This is a genomic window from Larkinella terrae, assembly GCF_009668025.1.
GTDB lineage: Bacteria > Bacteroidota > Bacteroidia > Cytophagales > Spirosomataceae > Larkinella > Larkinella terrae.
The window spans coordinates 250,364-268,571 of the sequence record NZ_WJXZ01000004.1; the positions used below are offsets into that span (position 1 = coordinate 250,364).

Genomic DNA, 18,208 nt, shown 5'->3' on the forward strand with positions numbered 1-18,208 from the left:
TTTGGTAACACCAAAATCTATACCACACCGGTTTTCGGAATCTGGTTCCAGAGGTGATTGCGGGTGGTATGAATTTCCTGCAAAGCCCGGCTGCCGCCCACCGTCACGCTGAAAAACCGCTTTCGGCGACCACCACGCTCGGCGGTTGCTCCACCCATCTGCGACTTCAGATAACCTTTCTCTTCGAGCCGTTGCAGCGTGGCATGAATGGCGCTCAGGCTGACCGTACGACCGGTTTGCTTCTCGATTCCTTCCAGAATAGCCACTCCGTAGGCCTGCCCGTTGAGCATAGCGACCGTCAGGAGAACCAGTTCTTCAAATTCGCCTAGATACGGACGATTCATATTTGTTTAGGTTTTGTAAAACAAATATAATGAAGAAAGAAGAAAGAAGTTAGAAAAGAGAGTGGTCAGTAAAACCGGCATACGGTTTATAGCTGCCGGATTTTGATGTTGCGGAACCAGACCGAGCTGCCCCAGTCCTGCAAACCAATGCGTCCCTCCAGTTTGCCCTTGCTGATGGGAGCGTTTTTCAGGTTGCTTTCGGCGATCCGCTTTTTCCAGTCGGCGCTGTCGACGTTGTGTTCCTGAATGAGGTAGCCGTTCATGTAGACCGACAGTACTTTGTTTTTCAGCTTGAAATGAATCTGGTTCCACTCACCTACGGCTTTCGGCTCGCGGATGCGGGCGTTGGCGACGCTGAAGAAGTCACCGACGCGGTGTTTGTTTTCCGGCGCACCTTCGTAAATCGCGTTGTCGAGTACCTGAAGTTCCAGACCGGTGTGGTAAATCTGCTGGTATTCCGGCGCTTCGGTGACGAAGAAGAAAATACCGCTGTTCGTAAACCGCTCGACTTTAAAATCCGCCTTGAATTCGAAATCGCCTTTGAAGATTTGATCGGTGGCCAGATCGCCCCCGTCTTTGGCTTTGTTCCCGGCGCGTTCCGGCACGTTCAACTTCAGCGCACCGTTCTCGATGATCCAGGCCGATCCGACACCGGTTTTGCCGTACGTATGCCAACCGCTGACGTCTTTTCCGTTGAAAAGCAGTTTCCAGCCCTCTTTCTTTTCCTGCGCCGACAGCGTGTTGGGAGCCTGCGCAAACAGTTGAATACTAAGTACTAAAAGCAATAAAGGAAGTAGAATTTTTCTCATCGATTTTGAAATCAATTAATTTATCAAAAGCCCCTACATCCCCTGAAGGGGACTTGGACACAGCAGCATCCAGATGCACAAAGTCCCCTTCAGGGGATGTAGGGGCAATTTTCATTACATCGCCCAGCCCTGGCGGTATTCGCGTTTCAGGTACTGGTTCAGTTCGGGGGCGTTGGTAAAGGCCATGTTATTGGTATCCCAGTTCAGTTTCGTGCCCTGTTTGTAAAGCGCGACGATGCCCAGCAACATGGTTTCGCACAATGGTCCGGCGTACTCAAACGGCGAAACTGCCTTGCCGTTCCCTTTGCAGGCTTCGGCCCAGTTCCGTTCGTGGCTCATGCCGACGCGCGGAATGGTTTGTGCCGGTTTTTTGTACGAATCCATTTTTTCCTGCGGCAGCAGACGCGGTTTGGAACCGTAAGTTTCGTGGAACAATTTTCCTTTTGTACCGATGTATAAAACACCACCGCCTTTGGGGACGGGACCGTCGCCGAATTCGACCGGTTTGGGGGGCAGAATACCACCGTCGTACCACGTCATCTTCAGCGGATTTTTCTTGTCTTTCGTGGCAAACTCGAAGGTCACCAGCGACGAAATCGGGTAGCTCTGTTTGTTGAACGGCGTCGAAGAGGCTTCCACGGTAATCGGCGGATTCAGCCCCAGCGCCCAGAACGGGTGATCGACCAGGTGAGCGCCCATGTCGCCCAGCGCGCCCGCGCCGTAATCGACCCAGCCGCGCCATTTGAACGGCGTGTAAGCCGGGTTATACGCCCGGTGCGGAGCCGGTCCTAAAAACAGTTCCCAATCCAGCGTCGAGGGTACATCCACCACTTCTTTGGGAATGTCCATGCCCTGCGGCCAGATGGGGCGATTGGTCCAGACGTGCACTTCCTGCACCTTGCCAATCGCACCGTCGGCAATCCACTCGTTGATCAGCCGGGCGTCGTCGTTGGAGTGGCCCTGGTTGCCCATTTGCGTAACGATCTTCGGGTTTTCTTTCGCCATCCGCGCCAGTTCACGCGATTCCCAAACCGTTACGGTCAGCGGTTTTTGCACATAAACGTGCTTGCCGAGTTTCATCGCTGTCGAGGCAATGATGGCGTGCAGGTGGTCGGGTGTCGCAATAACCAGCCCGTCGATGTCTTTCTGCGCTTCGAGCATTTTGCGGTAATCCTTGTACCGCTTGGCATTCGGGTATTTTTCAAAAACCGGGGCTGCGTATTTTTCGTCGACATCGCAGAGCGCCACGATGTTTTCGGTAGGCGCCAGCGCGTTGATGTTGTTCTTACCCATACCGCCGATTCCGACACCGGCGACGTTTAGTTTATCAGACGGGGCAATGAACCCTCTACCGCCCAAAACATGGCGGGGCAGAATGGTCACTCCGGCCAGCGCCAGCGACGAGGCTTTGACAAAACCGCGTCGGCTAACAGGCTGATCTGCATTGTTTTTCAGATTGCTCATACGTGAAAGGTTCTATATAGATAAGGGATGGAACGTGAATATGTCAAAAGTACAAAATCATTGCCTTTATAGTACTATTGAGCTGCGGCAAATTTGAAACGAAAAGCCGCTGTCAGGGCATCTACACCCTGACAGCGGCCCCAAGACCCTGTCAGCGGTGAACCCAGACAAAACCACTCCGCTTACTGCAATTTCTTCGGATTGATCCGCCGGATCACTTCGCGCTTGTTAAAAACGATTCGCCAGACAACGAACGGCAGGGCTGCGTTGTCGGTACAGCTTTGGCAAATGAGGTCGCCGGTCGGAACGGGTGAGTTATAGACAAAAAGTGTGTCGTTCAGTTTCTGGATGTTGTCAATCTGCTCCAGTTTATTCCGGGCATTGTAGACGTACGCTCCCAGCAACTCGCGCTCTTTGGGGTTCAAAGCCGGGTTGGCGGTATCCTTCGCACTCAGGAGATCGATCGTCACGGCGTATTTTTGCTCCAGTTTCTGAATCGCCGGTACGGCTTTTAATGTACAAAGGGCCGAATCGTGAGCGGTTTTGCTCAATTGGCTGGTCAGCGTTTTCCCGGCCGTCAGCACGAGGGCTTTTCCCCATTCATCGACGGTCGTGGTCAGTTGCACATCCGTCACCCGTTTGATTTTGTGATCGTTCATTTCCTGCACCAGCGCTTTGGTATTCTGGGTCCGTTCAGGATTGCAGGATGAGGCAAAAACGAGAAAAAAAAGGCTCCAGACGAGGGACGCGAAAGCCGAAAAGATACGATTCATTGCCAGGAACTTAGTGAAGTGAATTCTTGTCATCTATCTGGATAACGATGGGTTTGGCGGTTTCGTTGACAAATGTACGACCGAACCGCAGACTGACCGAATTTTCGTAGATTTGCATTCGGTTATCCCAATAGTCGGCCGTGACCCCGGCCCTGAAGGGGGACTTTTGCAAATGGATTGTTTCGCGTCCAAATTCCCTTCAGGGGATTCAGGGGCGAGTTAGATATAATGTTTCTGACCCATGATTGATCAATTAGAATCTATAAAAGAGCGGTTTGAGGAGGTTTCTCAGCAAATTATGATGCCGGAAATTGTTTCCGATCAGAAGAAATACACCAAGCTGAGCAAGGAATACAAGGAACTCGACAAGATCGTCAAACAGTATCAGGCGTATAAAAAGCTGGTGAACGACATCGACGGCGCGAAGGAGCTTCTGGCCACCGAACGCGACGAAGATCTGCGCGAAATGGCTAAAGCCGAACTCGACGAGTTGGTACCGCAGCGGGAATCGATGGAAGAAGTGTTGAAAGAAATGCTGATTCCGAAAGATCCCAACGACAGCAAGAACGTTATTCTGGAAATCCGGGCCGGAACCGGGGGCGACGAAGCCTCGATTTTTGCCGGGGACCTCTTCCGCATGTACCAGCGCCTGTGCGACCGCATGGGCTGGCGGATGTCGTTGATGGATTATACCGAAGGCACCTCGGGCGGCTACAAGGAAATTATCGTTCAGATCGAGGGCGAAGACGTCTACGGCAAACTGAAATTCGAATCCGGTGTTCACCGCGTGCAGCGCGTTCCTGCCACCGAATCGCAGGGCCGGATTCATACCTCGGCGTCCAGCGTGGCGGTTTTGCCCGAAGCGGAGGAGGTCGACGTAGAAATCAACATGAACGACGTTCGGAAAGATACGTTCTGTTCGTCGGGCGCGGGTGGCCAGTCGGTCAACACCACGTATTCGGCGGTTCGGCTGACACACATTCCGTCGGGTCTGGTGGTGCAGTGTCAGGACGAACGTTCGCAACTGAAAAATTTCGATAAGGCCCTGACGGTTTTGCGTTCACGGCTGTACGAAATCGAGTTACAGAAGCACAACGACGCCATTTCGTCCCAACGCAAGTCGATGGTGGGCAGTGGCGACCGTTCCGACAAAATCCGGACGTACAATTATCCCCAAAGCCGCGTCACCGACCACCGCATCGGTCTGACGGTGTATAACCTGCCGACGGTGATGGATGGCGACATCGATAATTTCATCGATCAACTCCGCATTGCCGAAAACGCCGAACGGATGAAAGAAGCCGCCGTGGCCTAAGTACCACGGACTGGTAGTCCGTGTGAGCTTCAATAACTAGTAGTTAGTACCAACTTAAAGATTATACTGGCTCACACGGACTACCAGTCCGTGGTACTAAACAGCTGCGGTTTTCAGGCGGTCGCGCAGTTGGAATAGCTCGTCGCGCAAGCGGGCCGCTTCCATGAAATCAAGCTCCCTGGCGGCTTTTTCCATTTTCTGCTGCGTTTCCTTGATAACCTGTTCCAGATCATTTTTACCCATGTACTGCACCACGGGATCGGCGGCAATCCGGAGTTCTTCGGGCTCGACGTAGTATTGTTTGGCCGCCGGACGCGAGTCGGCAATGCTCGTTTGACCCATAATGGCGTCGTGCGATTTCAGTACGGTTTTGGGCGTAATGCCGTGTTCCAGGTTGTACGCCATCTGAATTTCGCGCCGTCGGTTGGTTTCGCTGATTGCTTTCTCCATCGAACCGGTGATGCGGTCGGCATACATTAAAACGCGTCCGTTGGAGTTCCGGGCGGCCCGGCCAATCGTCTGAATCAGGGAGCGAATGTCGCGCAGGAAACCTTCCTTGTCGGCGTCCATGATGGCCACCAGCGATACTTCCGGCAAATCAAGTCCTTCCCGCAGCAGGTTAACGCCCACCAACACGTCGAAAACGCCCAGCCGCAATTCCCGCAGAATTTCAACCCGATCCAGCGCTTTCACTTCCGAGTGAATGTAGCGGCCCTTAATGCCAACCCGTTCGAGGTACTTGCTCAGTTCTTCGGCCATGCGCTTGGTCAGGGTCGTCACCAGCACCCGTTCTTTGCGCTTGACGCGCGCGTCGATTTCTTCCAGCAAATCATCGATCTGGTTCAGGCTGGGCCGCACTTCAATAGCCGGATCGAGCAAACCGGTCGGGCGAATCAACTGCTCGACCACAACGCCTTCGCTCCGGCGCAATTCATAATCGGAGGGCGTGGCACTGACGAAAATCATTTGCCCGGCCATTTGCTCGAACTCCTGGAACGTGAGCGGGCGGTTATCCAGCGCCGACGGCAACCGAAAACCGTAGTCCACCAGCGCTTCTTTGCGGGAGCGGTCACCGCCCCACATCGCCCGGATTTGCGGCATCGTCACGTGGCTTTCGTCGATAACCGTCAGGAAGTCATCCGGAAAATAGTCGAGCAGACAGAACGGCCGCTGGCCGGGTTGCCGGCGGTCGAAGTAACGCGAATAGTTTTCGATGCCCGAACAATAGCCCAGTTCGCGCATCATTTCAATGTCGAATTCGGTTCGTTCCTTGATCCGTTCGGCTTCCATATTCCGGAATTCAGACTGGAAATAGCGAATCTGAGCGACCAGATCATTCTGGATTTCACCGATGGCCATGTTCAGCGTATCGCGGCCCGTTACGAACAGGTTGGCCGGGAAAATGGCAATGATCCGGTCGTCGCCGATCTTTTTGCCCGAGGCCGGGTCGATGCGCTGAATGGCCTCAATTTCGTCGCCGAAGAAAACGACCCGATACGCGAAATCCGCATAACCGGGAAAAATATCGACCGTATCGCCCTTGACCCGGAAGGTTCCGCGGGTAAATTCCACTTCCGTACGGCTGTAGAGAATCTCGACTAATTTGAAGAGAAACTGGTTGCGGCTGATGGTCTCGCCCACGCCCAGCCGCACGATGCTTTTCTGGTATTCCTGGGGATTTCCGGCACCATAAATGCAGGAAACCGACGCAATCACGACAATATCCCGCCGACCGCTCATCAGCGCCGAAACCGTGGCCAGCCGCAGTTTGTCGATCTCTTCGTTGATCGCCAGATCCTTTTCGATGTACGTATTGGTCGTCGCGATGAACGCTTCCGGCTGGTAATAATCGTAATATGAGATGAAATATTGGACGGCATTTTCTGGAAAGAACTGCTTGAACTCGCCGTAGAGCTGGGCTGCCAGCGTTTTGTTGTGGCTCAACACGAGCGTCGGGCGGTCAAGTTGGGCGATGACGTTGGCTACCGTAAACGTTTTACCTGATCCGGTAACACCCAATAACACCTGCGAAGGTTCGCCTTCCTGAATACCTTTTACCAGCTTTTCAATGGCCTGTGGCTGGTCGCCCGTCGGTTTAAATTCTGATGTCAGCTTGAAATTCATAACAAGCTAAGATACGGAAAAAAGCGAACGGAAACAAGGACGGTTTTAAAGATTCCGACTCTTCGGGACGATTTTTAGCGTAGAAATTTACGGTTATTGGTACGTTCCCACCAGCGTCACAACCGATTGGGGTTCCAGCCGAAGCTGGTCGGCCCGCACGCTGGTTTTGGTCAGCGTCTGGGTGTTGGAGGTGGTGTAACTGGCAAAATGTCCGTTCCGGATTTTGAGTCCCTGAAGGGGAGCGGTCAGGACGTCGGACGTCATATTGATGCAAACCAGCACGAGCTGTCGGCGAGCGGGATCTTTGTAAGCCGACACCATCAACTGACCCGCTTCGGCAACCGGATTCGCTACCTGGCCGATGCGAACGGCCACCCGTTTCATGCCGGGGCGGATGAAGCGGGCGTAATTGCCAAACGCCCAGAGCTGTTTGGAATCGACCACCTGCCCGTCCAGCCGGGCGTTGTTGTGGTTTTTATACTGGCCATCGGGCCCGTTGATGTAAACCAGCCCGTCGCTGTAATTGTACGGATTGATTGCCAGCCACCATTGCCACGACGTCACGTTAGCGATGGTCAGGTCGTTGTGAATCACTTTGGCCACGTACAAACCGTAGTCGATGCCGGTGTGGCGCGGGCTGCCGTTGTATTGCCCGCAGATATCGCCCAGAACGCCAAATTCGCTTTGCCAGAGCTGCGGATTGCCCACGGTTTTGGCGCGCTGAGCCACTTTCTGACGCATGGCCACCAGTGCCGAATCCCGGCAGGTCGTAAAGTAGCTGTGATACGCCCAGACCGGTTCTACATTGGGGAGTTTGGCGAGAGCGGTTTTTTCTGAACCAAAAAAGTAATCGAGCTGATTTCCGCGTCCACTCTCCGCTTTCTCGTAGAGGTAATTGAGCTGACCCGCTTCGCCCGTTACCACCTTTGTTTTGGATTTTCCGGCTGCCAGTTTAATCGAAAAGGCTTTCGTTATCGCCAGAATATCACCATTTTCGGCCGGTGAGCCTTCCTGATTGGCTTTGCCGTTTTTACCGGCGGTCCAGTCCCACTGCGGTTCGTTGATGGGGCTCAGGTAATCGAATTTGAAATGATCGGACACGGTGACCAGAAAATCCGCAAATGGCCCCACGGCCTCCGGTTTCAGATTCAACGCTTTGCCGCCCGGCGAAAACGCTTTGCCGTTGCGCGTCATTTGCACCGGCGGGGAATTTGTAAATCCCAGCGTGTAGCGAACACCCCGCTGGCGAGCCGCCTGTAAAAACCACTGATTTCCGGCCTGCTTGCTCCAGTCATAGTGGCCGTCCGGGGCCAGAAAACACGCTTCCCGGCGCCATTCGTCCCGGATCGCGCTGCTGTCCTGCTGCTCAAGGCTCCCCGCGCCGATGTTGACGCGCCACAACGATAAGCCAATACCTTTTGGCTGGCCGTTCGGCAACGTATCCTGACTAAACAGTAGATCGGCAATCTGATTCTTTTTCCTCTCATCGTTCCATTGCCCAATAAACTTGGCCGACCAGCAATCAGACGCACCGAAGCTGTGGATCGTTTGAAATTCCTCGTTCAGGTTAATCGTTACTGCCGAAACGGGCAGTTTTTCCGGGCCCGTAAAACCGGGTCGGTGGCTGGTGCCGGTCAATACGATCAAAAGAAGCAGGGCGGTTTGGGCAAGGAGTTTCATGAGGATAACGAAAAAGATAAGAAACGTCCTTTCGTTTGATTTTTACTGTTCCGGAGGATTGTGTCAGGCCGAAAGTCACTTCAATTGTTCACATCCTCAACTCCGTTTGTGTGTATACAAGTATGACGAATAAAACATAATTCGTCTCAGAGAAGGAGCATTTTTTGAGATTGCTCAACTGGTAACAGCAAATATTCATTTGACAAAATTATCTGGCAAAGTAGTTATGGTACATTAAGGTTTGGTCAAGTTGAGGTTGTGAAATAAAAACAATCGGACTGCATGGTTATTGACAAAGTTGTTGCCAGAAGCTTGTTGCTGAAACAAATTCATGTACCCTACTTGAGCTGAAAAGCTTTTCGTGAATGGATACGAAAAGCCCACAAAAAACCGGTTTTGATCAAAGTAATTGTAAATAATCTGCTTCCCGGCGTTGACATGGATTTCATCCTGGATGACGAAATTCGGTACACCCGGTTTCGGGGCATCTCCTTTGAATGGCACCTGTACCGTAATCATGTACCGAAAGCGGTAATTAAAACCATACTCATCCGCTAAGGCATTGCCTGCGGTTTTGCGGATATAGCGTTCCTCAGCCCTGATCCATTGATTCAAGTGCAGGCGTTTAAAATGGCCCAACCAATTAATCTGTTGCCAGAGACGATGCTCAGATCTGACCAACGGGTCAGCCCCGTTCGCTGGTGGGAGTGCCGGGTAGAGACGGGCATGCGCATAGCCAACGGTGAGTCGAACCTGGTCGGACACATAATACGTTAGACCAGGCCGAACAATCAACGTGCTCCAGCGATCGAGGAAATCGTCCGTTCGCCGGGCGTGAAGATCCATCCAGATCCCCCAGCGGTTGCTCAACCGGGTTTGGTTGAAATAGCCTAACCACGCTTGTTGTTGCGTACGGATTTGTTTGACAGGAGGAGTCTGAGCAACAAGTGAATGGCTTAGGAAAATGCTAAAAAAAAGCAGCGAAATTGCTTTCTTCATTGGAAAGTTAGTCAAAGATACCTGACCGGAGCAACAGACCCAGAACGGCGGCCAATCCAATCACACCCAGTTCGGACAGTTTTTTAAAACGGAATAGCAATAAAGCGGTAACGACCGCGATTAAGATTGCCGGCACATCAATTAATTGTCGCCGGGCTAAGACCACGACGGCTCCGGCAATAGCACCGATTGCCGCAACTGTAATTCCATTGACAAATGCTTTCAAACCCGGATGTTTCCCGTAGCGTTTGAAATAGGGAGCTGGAAGAATAGTCAGTAAATAACAGGGAAGAAAGGTAGCCGCTGCTGCTACGCAAGCTCCCGGAAATCCAGCCACTAAATAACCTATAAAAGCCACGGTAATATGAACGAGACCATACCGGCCGAATCCTGAAGGTGTCGCATAGTCTCAATGGCAGCACCCCGAAGGTTATTGACTATGAGTACGATGCGATTGGGCGTTTGAGCCGTAAAAAAATCAAGGGGAACCCTTCGGGCAGCCAGATTCTGAACCTAAAAGGTGTCTTGCAGGCGGCAACGATCACCGCCATCGGGAGCCTGATGACCGACCAATTACGTAGTCAGAATCTAATTCCCCTGCAGGAACCGTATACGAACCTGAATTATACCCACCTTGGCAGTGGAGGAGAAACCACCACATCCTCGGTGCTGGCCGTGACGGGCAATAATGCCATTGTCGATTGGGTATTTGTTGAACTTAGATCCACCCCTACTCAGGTTGTTCGGACCAAAGTAGGGCTGCTACAACGGGATGGCGATGTCGTCGAACCCGACGGGATGAGCCCGCTAAATTTTAGCCTGTTGCCCAGTGATACGTATTATGTTGTCCTCCGGCACCGCAACCACCTGCCGGTCATGACCCAGAATGCGGTTACCTTCTCGGGAAACACGACGGTTGATTTCAGCAGCAGTAGTACGCTTACCTACGGAGCGGCCGGGACCGTAATTCCCCAGGCCAATACCTCTCAGGGCATGGCTTTATGGGGCGGAAATGTCGACGGTAATTACCAGGTATCGGCCAATGCCGAGTATACGGCACTTTATAACATCGTTACTAACGCTCCAGGAAACTTTTTAAATAGGCCTAACTATGTCTATTCGGGTTATTCAGTAGGTGATGTCGATTTTTCGGGACAGACAGTTTATACTGGAGCGAATACTGATGTGACCCCTATTTACAATATTATCAGTAATCATCCCGGCAATTTTCTAAATAGTAGTTCTTTCGTAATTCAGAGTGGGGTCCCCGCGCCTACCTCCTATAACCTGGTTCAGGGAGGAAGTACCTCGGGCGACTATTTACAGGTGGTCGACCTGGCTTACCACATCCGGGGAAGTGTTAACTGTATCAACTGCAATGCCAGCGGGGTGCCCACCCTGAATGCGGCCGAAAAAGACGTGTTTGCCCTGCGGCTGGATTTTCACGATGACAACCGCTACTACAACGGGCAGGTCAGCAAACAAACCTGGCGGTCGTACCTGGCGCTGAACCCCCGCTCCTATACCTACAGCTACGATGCGGCCGACCGACTGACAGCGGCTACCTACGCCGGGCAGGACTTTCCCGGTGAAAACTACAGCGTGCCCTCGGTGAGCTATGACCGCAATGGCAACCTGACCAGCCTGACCCGGCGGGGGGCCCTGAGCTTTTCGGCCGGTGGGGTGCCCAGCAGCTTTGGTCTGGTGGACCAATTGACCTATACCTACCCCAACAGCTATAGCAATCAAATCAAACAAATCACCGATGCCATCATCGGACGGATGATGCAGGTGGATGCCTATGCGGACGTGGCGGGTCAGGAACGGCTCTCGCCCTACAACGGGTTGTATAACAGCCCGGTTTTGGTGACCGATCCCGACGGGAATTGCCCCAATTGCATCGCTGGATTAATTGGAGCGGGTATCGGAGGCCTGGTCAATTTGGGTGTCAAGGCTTTTCAGGGTAAAATTGGTAGCTTCAAGGATGGCCTTGCGGCTTTTGGCATTGGGGCAGCGGCAGGGTTTGTGACCGGATTTACCGGTGGTGCAGCGGCTGGCGCGTTGGGCTTAAGCACAAGTAGTGTTTTAGGGGGAGCAGTTGCCGGTGGTGCGGGCTCGGTTGTTGGTTCTCCGATTCAGGGGCTTGGCAATGCGGCCTATTTTGGGGATGCTTACTCGGGTGGGCAGTATCTGACGGATATCGCCATTGGCGGGGTAGTGGGTGGCGTCAGTGGCGGGATTGGTAATCTGCTCAAAGGTGGTAAAACGGGTATTCGAACCAGTATTTGGACAGGCAAAAGCTTACACTAAGGTCAAACCACTGTAGGAGAAATGCAATTTCTTCAACACCCCCCTTTAGTATATTAGTAAAGAAATCGTCCGATTATCAAACCAAAAAGCAATAAAGCAGAAAGACGCCGATCCTCGACCCGCGTCTTTCTCCCTTAGCGGCTGTATGCTATTGCTTCAACACCTTTACCGTAACGCTTTTAAGACCAATGCTGATTCGCAACAACAACAAGCCCGCCGGTTGCCCCTGAATCGATACCGAATGCGGCTCAACCGCTTTCGCGCTTTCAATCTGACGCTGACTCACCAACCGTCCACTGGCATCCGTGAGTTGCAACCACACCGGCTGGCCTTCCGCTCCCCGGATTTCTATCCTCACCTGATCCGAAACCGGGTTGCCCAACACCGTCACCTGAAGCTCCGAACCGGTTTCGGCCGATAAGCGGGCGGGGGCACATTGATACGCTTTGGGCGAGCCTTTGAGCTCATAGGTGCTGCCTAGCACCCGCGCTTTGATCAACGTACCATTGGTCACACTGCCCGGTGGCGTGAAGTTGTACGCGTGCGATCCGTTGCCTTTGCCAGCGTCTTTCAGATCCTGGCGGTAGAGGTTGGCCACGGTGCTGCCCAAAACCGTACCCGAGCCATCCAGATAGAATTCCACTGTCAGGGGCGTGTTGGGCTTTTTGCGATCCCAGACCCAGCCCCGGATGCCTCCGCAATCCAGCTTGTCCAGATAGCCTTCGAAACTGCCCGTCACCGTCGTCGTTTCGGCCGGATTGACCGTTAACTGAAAACTCACGCTGTTGCTGGCTCCCAGCGGGTCGGTCGCCTGATAGGTCAAGACAAATACCCCCGACTGAGTCGGTGTGCCGCTGATGATCCGGTTCGGCAGTTGCAGGCTTAAGCCTTCTGGCAAACCACTCAGTCCGTAGCTCAAAGTTCCGCCTTCCGGATCGGTGAAGGCAACCAACATGGCCGAGAAAGGAACGCCAACCTGGGCCACTACGGTCGTAACCAAAACCGTCGGCGTTGGGGGTTTCGGCGGTTGGTTACTTTCAGGTGTAAGGTTCCCCTGACAGATCAGGGTTTTCGGTGAATCTTTTAACACAAAGCTGTTGCCCGTCACCCGCGCTGAGAGACTGTGCGGCAAACCGTCTTTGAGACGTTCGGGGATCGGCCAGAAAAAGGCATGTTTCCCGTTCCCCTTGCCCGCGTCGAGCAAGTCTTGCCGAGGCTCACTCGCCAGGATTGTCGCCAAGATGGCTGCTCCGTCAAGGATGTCGATGGAAATAGCGGTATTGGGTTTGTTACGGTCCCAGACCCAGCCCCGGAAGGTCGAGCAGTCCGCCCCGTTGATGAAACCATCAAAGGAACCTATCACCGTCGGGGCCGTTACCTCCACCGTCAAGCTGGCGGGATCACTGGTGCAGCTACTGACGGTACAGGTGGCCTGATAGACAAACGATCCGGGCGTCGTAGTAGCAACGGTAATAGTGCCGGTCCCCGAAGTACCTCCCGGTCCATTCCAGTTGATGATTCCTTTACAATTGGTGGCGGTCAACGTCACGGCCGGTGCTCCCTGGATGACGGTCGAACTGGCCATATTCGGAATGGGCGGTTTTGTTGGATCTCCACTAATGGTCACACTGGTCGAAGCCGAACAGCCCCCGGTGGTGACCGTCACGGAGTAGGTGCCCGCCGTGGTGATGGTGCGGTTGGCACTGGTGGAGTTGTCCTCCCAGCGGTAGGTGGTACCTCCACTGGCGACTAGCTCAACCGACGGGTTTGCACAGGTCAAGGTCGCACTGCTGGGCGTGATGAGGGCCACCGGCTCTTCACTACTGCCCGAGATGGTCACACTGGCCGTGGCCGTACAGCCACCCGGTGAGGTGAGCGTCACGGAGTAAGTGCCTGCTGTGCTCACGCTGATCTGGGCAGCGGTCGATCCCGTATTCCAGCGGAAACTCCCCGTGCCAATAGCCGTCAGGCTCACCGTAGGACTAATACAACTCAGGGTCGCACTGCTGGGGTTGATGCTGACCGAAGGAGCGTTGGTATTGCCACTCACTTCCACACTGGCCGTAGCTGTACGATTATCGGATGATGTTACCGTTACGGAGTAGGTACCCGCCGTGCTCACGCTGATCTGGGCAGCGGTCGATCCCGTACTCCAGCGGAAGGTGCCCGTTCCATTGGCCGTCAGGCTCACCGTGGGCGTGGAACAGCTCAGGGTCGCACTGCTGGGAGTGATGCTGACCGAAGGAGCCTCTGTCCGTTCACTCACGACCACACTGGTGGTGCCCGAACAGTCGCCGACGGTACCCGTCACGGAGTAGGTGCCCGGCGTACTGACCGAAATACTTTCCGTCGTTTCCCCGGTCGACCATCGGTAACTAAGCGCTTCCGAAGCAGTCAGGGTAGTCGTCTGTCCCTGGCTGATGGTCAGAGAGGGGTTGGCCGTCACAATGGGACCGTCATTGGGCCCACCTCCTGGGGTAGTGGTCAGTAGGCCTGTGTTGTGGTCAACATCAAAATAACCCCCATTGAGATTTCGTATTACCCCTGAATTATAAGTAATATTGCCACTACAGCAAGGCGCATACTCAATGATGAAACCGGAATTGTTAAAATTGGTATATACATCAAAGTTTTGGTTTACCTTGTTTACCCGGCGTAGAAACCAATGGCTTACGTTGCCATAGCTCTCGATATAGGCGTCACAACCGGCGTTGTAAAAATTGCCTACATTACGAATACCATTCAAGCCGAATTGTTCGATGGCTCCGATAATAATCTGACCCTTGTTGGTGAACTCGGCATAGGTATCGATGCCAGGGCCAGCGAGCTGTGGTATACGGTCAGGATAAGGAAATATATTATCAGTAGCATCACCTTGAACAATCCGGTTATCCTCGTTCTTCAAGGCAAGGTTGGTTGTGCGGTCAATGGCGATAACTCCGCCCGGATTGTTGTTGAATGTTGTCTGATTATAGAGTCCCCAATAGGCTGCTTGTGCGATGCTGCCAATCGTAATTTTGGCTGCGTTGGTGACGATGCCAATGTTCCACATACCAAATTTGGACGTTCGGTCAATAGTGATAATGCCACCCGGATTATTGTCCAGGGAGCCCAGGTTATAAAATCCAACGAAACCCACCTCTGCAGTGGCTCCGATGGAAATCTGAGCCGCGTTATTGAACGTCCCACTGTTTTGTAAGCAGTACCATTCTGTTCCGTTAATGGAGATAACACCCCCTGGATTATTATCGAAGCGAGCCGCGTTTGCCAGGCCTACGATTCCCACGGTTGTGTTAGCCCCGATGGTGATTTTCCCTGAGTTCGTGAATAGCCTTCCTGTAGTAGCACTGTTTTGCAAACCATAGCTGGTTGTTCGGTCGATGGCGATATCCCCCCCCGTTTCGTTCGAGAAGCTTCCCTTGTTTATAAGTCCATATCTACCTACCACTGCGGTGTTGCCAATCACTACCTGCCCCGCGTTGGTGACCGTGCCACCCGTGTAGAAAGCCGTTGTTTGGCCGCTACCAAAGTCCCTGGAGCCGTTTAAGGTCAGCTTACCACCACTGGTAATACTCAGTGTGGCTCCGCCCTGTACTTCTACGGAACCAGCCACCGCCGAGACCGTAAGAACGGGCTGTGTAGCGGCACTGGCGGCAATCACGACATTGTCGCTGGCCGTAGGAATGCCAGCCGGGCTCCAGTTGCTGGCGGTGTTCCAGTTCGTCGTCGTCCCGATCCAGGTTTTTTGCGCCTGCGCGTTCAATCCGGTCAGCAACAAAAGCAAGCCCGACAGAAGCCTGCCCAACAAACGGGTATAGACGTTTCGTGGTTGATGGGCAAATGTGTAGTGTTGTCTCATGCTGGGTAAGAATATAAAGATGAATTGAAGTACCTACCACCAATCGGCTACCTTGGCGGAGCATTGATCTTGACTGGTCTCCGACCTGTCGGCTTTCCCGGTTTCTACCACTGGGGAATAGACCTGCTGCATTGATTTTCCCAAAAGTGATGTGGGGCTGTCCTTGCTAAAGATCAGGCCAAAGGTCGGGTGTGAATACCCTTTCAGACGATAACGCCTGTTCCAAATACGATAAGAGATGTTTCATTTTGGACTAAAACACTAAAAAATGCGGGGGAGCCACTCGCATTAGCACTAATCTATAAAGTCGCTGGGGCCGCAGGAAGTGGGTTGCCCGTGTCAGGCGGTAGTTGGGCAGCCGTCTGATTAGTGGCTCATGAAACGTCCAAATTCCAAGCTATGGTAGCCATAAAACAGAAAGGCGCCGATCATTGACCCGCGCCTTTGCCCCCCCGATAGTCAATGAACTAATTCCGAAAAGCCTCTGTACACTGAATTTCTCCGACCCCAAGTAGTAGCCAGTCAAGACTGACCGGGAAAGCTTCTCCGATCCGGATCAAGGCATCAAACTTGGGCTCGTGTTCGCCCGTCAGGTAGCGATTGTGTTTGCACCTGTGCGTTTCGTCTTTGTCATTCTTGCGGGATTCACTTTAGCAATTTCAGCACATTTTCACATGCCCCTTATCCCTACTTTTGAATAAACTATTAACTCATTCAATTTATGAACTCCATCTCGCCAAACATCTTTGTCAATGACTTACAAGCAACCATCACCTTTTACACCAAACTTGGCTTTACAGTAACCGATGAAGTGATTACTCCCGAAGGCGAAAAAGTATTTGCCCTGATGACGAACGGACGTGTCACCTTCATGTTTCAGATCTTTGCCAGCATTGAAGGCCAGCACCCGATGGTGAGTCGTGCCGATGGAGGATCGCTTTTGTTGTACATCAGTGTGGATAACATCCGGCAATACTATGCTGATATCAACGAACACGTAACCGTGCTCACCGGCCTGGAGAAAACTTTTTATGGGGCTACTGAATTTTCGCTCTGCGACAATAACAATTACCTGCTAACTTTCGCTGAACATGACTAAAGAGGAACTTAATCCACTGGAAGTAACACCCGCGGAAGTGAAAAAGCTGCGCGCGCTGAAAATCAAAAAGAGTGAAATACACCTGCACAAAATAGAGGTATTGCAGAAATTGCTTGATACGTCAAAGATCAGGGCGATGGAGCTGTTTGCGCTATCCGAGTTTCAAAGTCTTCCCTCAATCGGGATACGCTTTGCGCATGACCTGATCGGGATGGGATATTATTCCCTACAGGACTTGAAGAGTGAGGACGGAGCGAAACTCACCGATCAATACGAATTGGAAAAAGGGGTATGGACAGATCCATGTGTGGAAGATCAGTTTCGGCTTGTGGTACATTTTGCCAACTACCCAAACAGTAAACTCAACTGGTGGAACTTCACTCCCGAGCGCAAAGCCTTCCGCGAAAAGAATGGCTATCCCTCCACGCGGCCCACGAAGCCTTGGTTTGAGTCACCTCAATACCAAACGGGCAAAAAAATACCGGCCACGCACGAGGCCACCCAAAAAGACCTGCATAAAAAACTGAAACTCGCATTGGCGTACATGACCAAACATCCCGAAGAAAAAATCACCATCGCTCAACTGGCCGACCTAGCAAACCTCTCCCACTATCATTTTATCCGCTGCTTCCGCAGTGCCTATGAACTGACACCACTGCAATACCTCACCCGACTACGATTAAAACAAGCATCTTTACTATTAAAGCAATCAGATGTTACCGTAAACAACATCGTTCCCCAATGTGGCTTTGAGAACGAGAGCGCTTTTACACGCTTGTTCAAAAAAGAATTCAGAATGACACCAACAGCTTACCGGAAGGAGTTTGGGAGGAAATTTTAAGATTTTTTGGGCCATGATATCAGGAGCGTGCCTAAGCCGGGAATTACCAGATGACAAAACCTATTTTTGGTCAAAAACTAAAAACTATGCTGTCAAAATACCTTTGGATGACGGGCTCGTTGATCATCGCTGGGTTAGGATGTATTCACCTGTATCTTACCTTTTTTACCGCTGCGTTCTCCTCTACTAATGAGAACATGATTCAGCAGATGAAAGCCTCTTCACCCGTTCTGAGCCCAGCCATCACGATGTGGAAGGCCTGGATTGGTTTTAATGCCAGTCACAGCAGTGGGCTGTTATTTATTGGACTGCTCAACTTCTATATAGCACTTCGCTACTTTGGTACGGTTCAATTCGATCCCCTCTTTTTCATTATTACCATTCTGACAATTGGCTTTTACGTTTGGTTAGCTGAAAAGTACTGGTTCAATATCCCCTTGCTAGGCGTATCAATGGCTCTAATTTGCTTTGTGGCTTCTTTCGTTTTAACCTTGATAAATGACTAATTCATCGGTTGGCGAATAGTCTGTCCAGGTTATCCATTAGTAGGTGTTTTTTGTAGGAATCGAGCTTACGATCAGTTCACAATGA

Annotated in this window: 14 protein-coding genes; 5 read left to right on the forward strand and 9 right to left on the reverse strand. The window is 52.2% G+C overall.

The annotated features are described in order from the left end of the window. Positions 1–17 precede the first annotated feature (17 nt). The 4 genes from GJJ30_RS08115 to GJJ30_RS08130 all read right to left on the reverse strand — a co-directional run bounded on the left by GJJ30_RS08115 (position 18) and on the right by GJJ30_RS08130 (position 3,390). Positions 18–344: a PadR family transcriptional regulator gene (locus GJJ30_RS08115; protein ID WP_154174655.1), complete on the reverse strand. Its 327-nt coding sequence runs from the start codon at positions 342–344 to the stop codon at positions 18–20. An 86-nt stretch (positions 345–430) separates the two neighbouring features. Next, positions 431–1,153: a 3-keto-disaccharide hydrolase gene (locus GJJ30_RS08120; RefSeq protein WP_154174656.1), complete on the reverse strand. Its 723-nt coding sequence runs from the start codon at positions 1,151–1,153 to the stop codon at positions 431–433. A 114-nt stretch (positions 1,154–1,267) separates the two neighbouring features. Further along, on the reverse strand, positions 1,268–2,617 hold the full coding sequence (locus GJJ30_RS08125; RefSeq protein WP_154174657.1) for a Gfo/Idh/MocA family protein: 1,350 nt from the start codon (positions 2,615–2,617) through the stop codon (positions 1,268–1,270). Positions 2,618–2,799: 182 nt separating this feature from the next. Beyond that, the gene (locus tag GJJ30_RS08130) at positions 2,800–3,390 is read right to left on the reverse strand and encodes a hypothetical protein (protein WP_205880543.1); all 591 of its coding nucleotides are present in this window, start codon (positions 3,388–3,390) and stop codon (positions 2,800–2,802) included. A gap of 241 nt (positions 3,391–3,631) precedes the next feature. On the opposite strand from GJJ30_RS08130, the gene prfA reads away from it, so the two are divergent. Beyond that, a complete protein-coding gene (gene prfA / locus GJJ30_RS08135) occupies positions 3,632–4,705 on the forward strand; it encodes a peptide chain release factor 1 (RefSeq protein WP_154174658.1) in 1,074 nt (357 codons plus the stop codon). A 96-nt stretch (positions 4,706–4,801) separates the two neighbouring features. Here the strand turns inward: prfA and uvrB are convergent, their stop codons facing one another. The 4 genes from uvrB to GJJ30_RS08155 all read right to left on the reverse strand — a co-directional run bounded on the left by uvrB (position 4,802) and on the right by GJJ30_RS08155 (position 9,866). Then, positions 4,802–6,829, reverse strand: a complete 2,028-nt coding sequence (gene uvrB, locus GJJ30_RS08140) for an excinuclease ABC subunit UvrB (protein ID WP_154174659.1) — start codon at positions 6,827–6,829, stop codon at positions 4,802–4,804. Positions 6,830–6,922: 93 nt separating this feature from the next. Further along, a complete protein-coding gene (locus tag GJJ30_RS08145; RefSeq protein WP_154174660.1) occupies positions 6,923–8,509 on the reverse strand; it encodes a glycoside hydrolase in 1,587 nt (528 codons plus the stop codon). Between the two features lie 234 nt (positions 8,510–8,743). Beyond that, positions 8,744–9,508, reverse strand: a complete 765-nt coding sequence (locus GJJ30_RS08150; protein WP_154174661.1) for a DUF2490 domain-containing protein — start codon at positions 9,506–9,508, stop codon at positions 8,744–8,746. Positions 9,509–9,515: 7 nt separating this feature from the next. Further along, on the reverse strand, positions 9,516–9,866 hold the full coding sequence (locus GJJ30_RS08155) for a chromate transporter (RefSeq protein ID WP_310588212.1): 351 nt from the start codon (positions 9,864–9,866) through the stop codon (positions 9,516–9,518). Between the two features lie 38 nt (positions 9,867–9,904). Here GJJ30_RS08155 and GJJ30_RS08160 point away from each other — a divergent pair, with 38 nt between their 5' ends. Continuing rightward, a complete protein-coding gene (locus GJJ30_RS08160; protein ID WP_154174662.1) occupies positions 9,905–11,818 on the forward strand; it encodes a hypothetical protein in 1,914 nt (637 codons plus the stop codon). A 148-nt stretch (positions 11,819–11,966) separates the two neighbouring features. Here GJJ30_RS08160 and GJJ30_RS08165 read toward each other — a convergent pair whose 3' ends face one another. Further along, positions 11,967–15,677, reverse strand: a complete 3,711-nt coding sequence (locus GJJ30_RS08165) for a putative Ig domain-containing protein (protein WP_154174663.1) — start codon at positions 15,675–15,677, stop codon at positions 11,967–11,969. A 721-nt stretch (positions 15,678–16,398) separates the two neighbouring features. On the opposite strand from GJJ30_RS08165, the gene GJJ30_RS08170 reads away from it, so the two are divergent. From GJJ30_RS08170 to GJJ30_RS08180, 3 genes are read left to right on the forward strand one after another with little or no spacing between them, the layout of a single operon-like run. Further along, entirely contained in the window at positions 16,399–16,776 is a 378-nt protein-coding gene (locus GJJ30_RS08170) for a VOC family protein (protein ID WP_154174664.1), read from the forward strand. Continuing rightward, positions 16,769–17,617 carry a helix-hairpin-helix domain-containing protein gene (locus tag GJJ30_RS08175; protein ID WP_154174665.1) on the forward strand — a complete coding sequence of 283 codons (849 nt, stop codon included), beginning with the start codon at positions 16,769–16,771 and terminating at the stop codon, positions 17,615–17,617. The genes GJJ30_RS08170 and GJJ30_RS08175 overlap by 8 nt, the downstream gene beginning before the upstream one ends. A gap of 50 nt (positions 17,618–17,667) precedes the next feature. Beyond that, on the forward strand, positions 17,668–18,123 hold the full coding sequence (locus GJJ30_RS08180) for an LIC_13387 family protein (RefSeq protein WP_154174666.1): 456 nt from the start codon (positions 17,668–17,670) through the stop codon (positions 18,121–18,123). Positions 18,124–18,208: the final 85 nt, after the last annotated feature.

What these genes read in the sequence shown, in the direction of transcription:
- GJJ30_RS08165 (WP_154174663.1), bottom strand. Translation starts at nt 15,677, where the DNA reads ATGAGACAACACTACACATTTGCCCATCAACCACGAAACGTCTATACC.
- uvrB (WP_154174659.1), bottom strand. Translation starts at nt 6,829, where the DNA reads ATGAATTTCAAGCTGACATCAGAATTTAAACCGACGGGCGACCAGCCA.
- GJJ30_RS08150 (WP_154174661.1), bottom strand. Translation starts at nt 9,508, where the DNA reads ATGAAGAAAGCAATTTCGCTGCTTTTTTTTAGCATTTTCCTAAGCCAT.
- GJJ30_RS08180 (WP_154174666.1), top strand. Translation starts at nt 17,668, where the DNA reads ATGACAAAACCTATTTTTGGTCAAAAACTAAAAACTATGCTGTCAAAA.
- GJJ30_RS08145 (WP_154174660.1), bottom strand. Translation starts at nt 8,509, where the DNA reads ATGAAACTCCTTGCCCAAACCGCCCTGCTTCTTTTGATCGTATTGACC.
- prfA (WP_154174658.1), top strand. Translation starts at nt 3,632, where the DNA reads ATGATTGATCAATTAGAATCTATAAAAGAGCGGTTTGAGGAGGTTTCT.
- GJJ30_RS08115 (WP_154174655.1), bottom strand. Translation starts at nt 344, where the DNA reads ATGAATCGTCCGTATCTAGGCGAATTTGAAGAACTGGTTCTCCTGACG.
- GJJ30_RS08125 (WP_154174657.1), bottom strand. Translation starts at nt 2,617, where the DNA reads ATGAGCAATCTGAAAAACAATGCAGATCAGCCTGTTAGCCGACGCGGT.
- GJJ30_RS08130 (WP_205880543.1), bottom strand. Translation starts at nt 3,390, where the DNA reads ATGAATCGTATCTTTTCGGCTTTCGCGTCCCTCGTCTGGAGCCTTTTT.
- GJJ30_RS08175 (WP_154174665.1), top strand. Translation starts at nt 16,769, where the DNA reads ATGACTAAAGAGGAACTTAATCCACTGGAAGTAACACCCGCGGAAGTG.
- GJJ30_RS08120 (WP_154174656.1), bottom strand. Translation starts at nt 1,153, where the DNA reads ATGAGAAAAATTCTACTTCCTTTATTGCTTTTAGTACTTAGTATTCAA.
- GJJ30_RS08170 (WP_154174664.1), top strand. Translation starts at nt 16,399, where the DNA reads ATGAACTCCATCTCGCCAAACATCTTTGTCAATGACTTACAAGCAACC.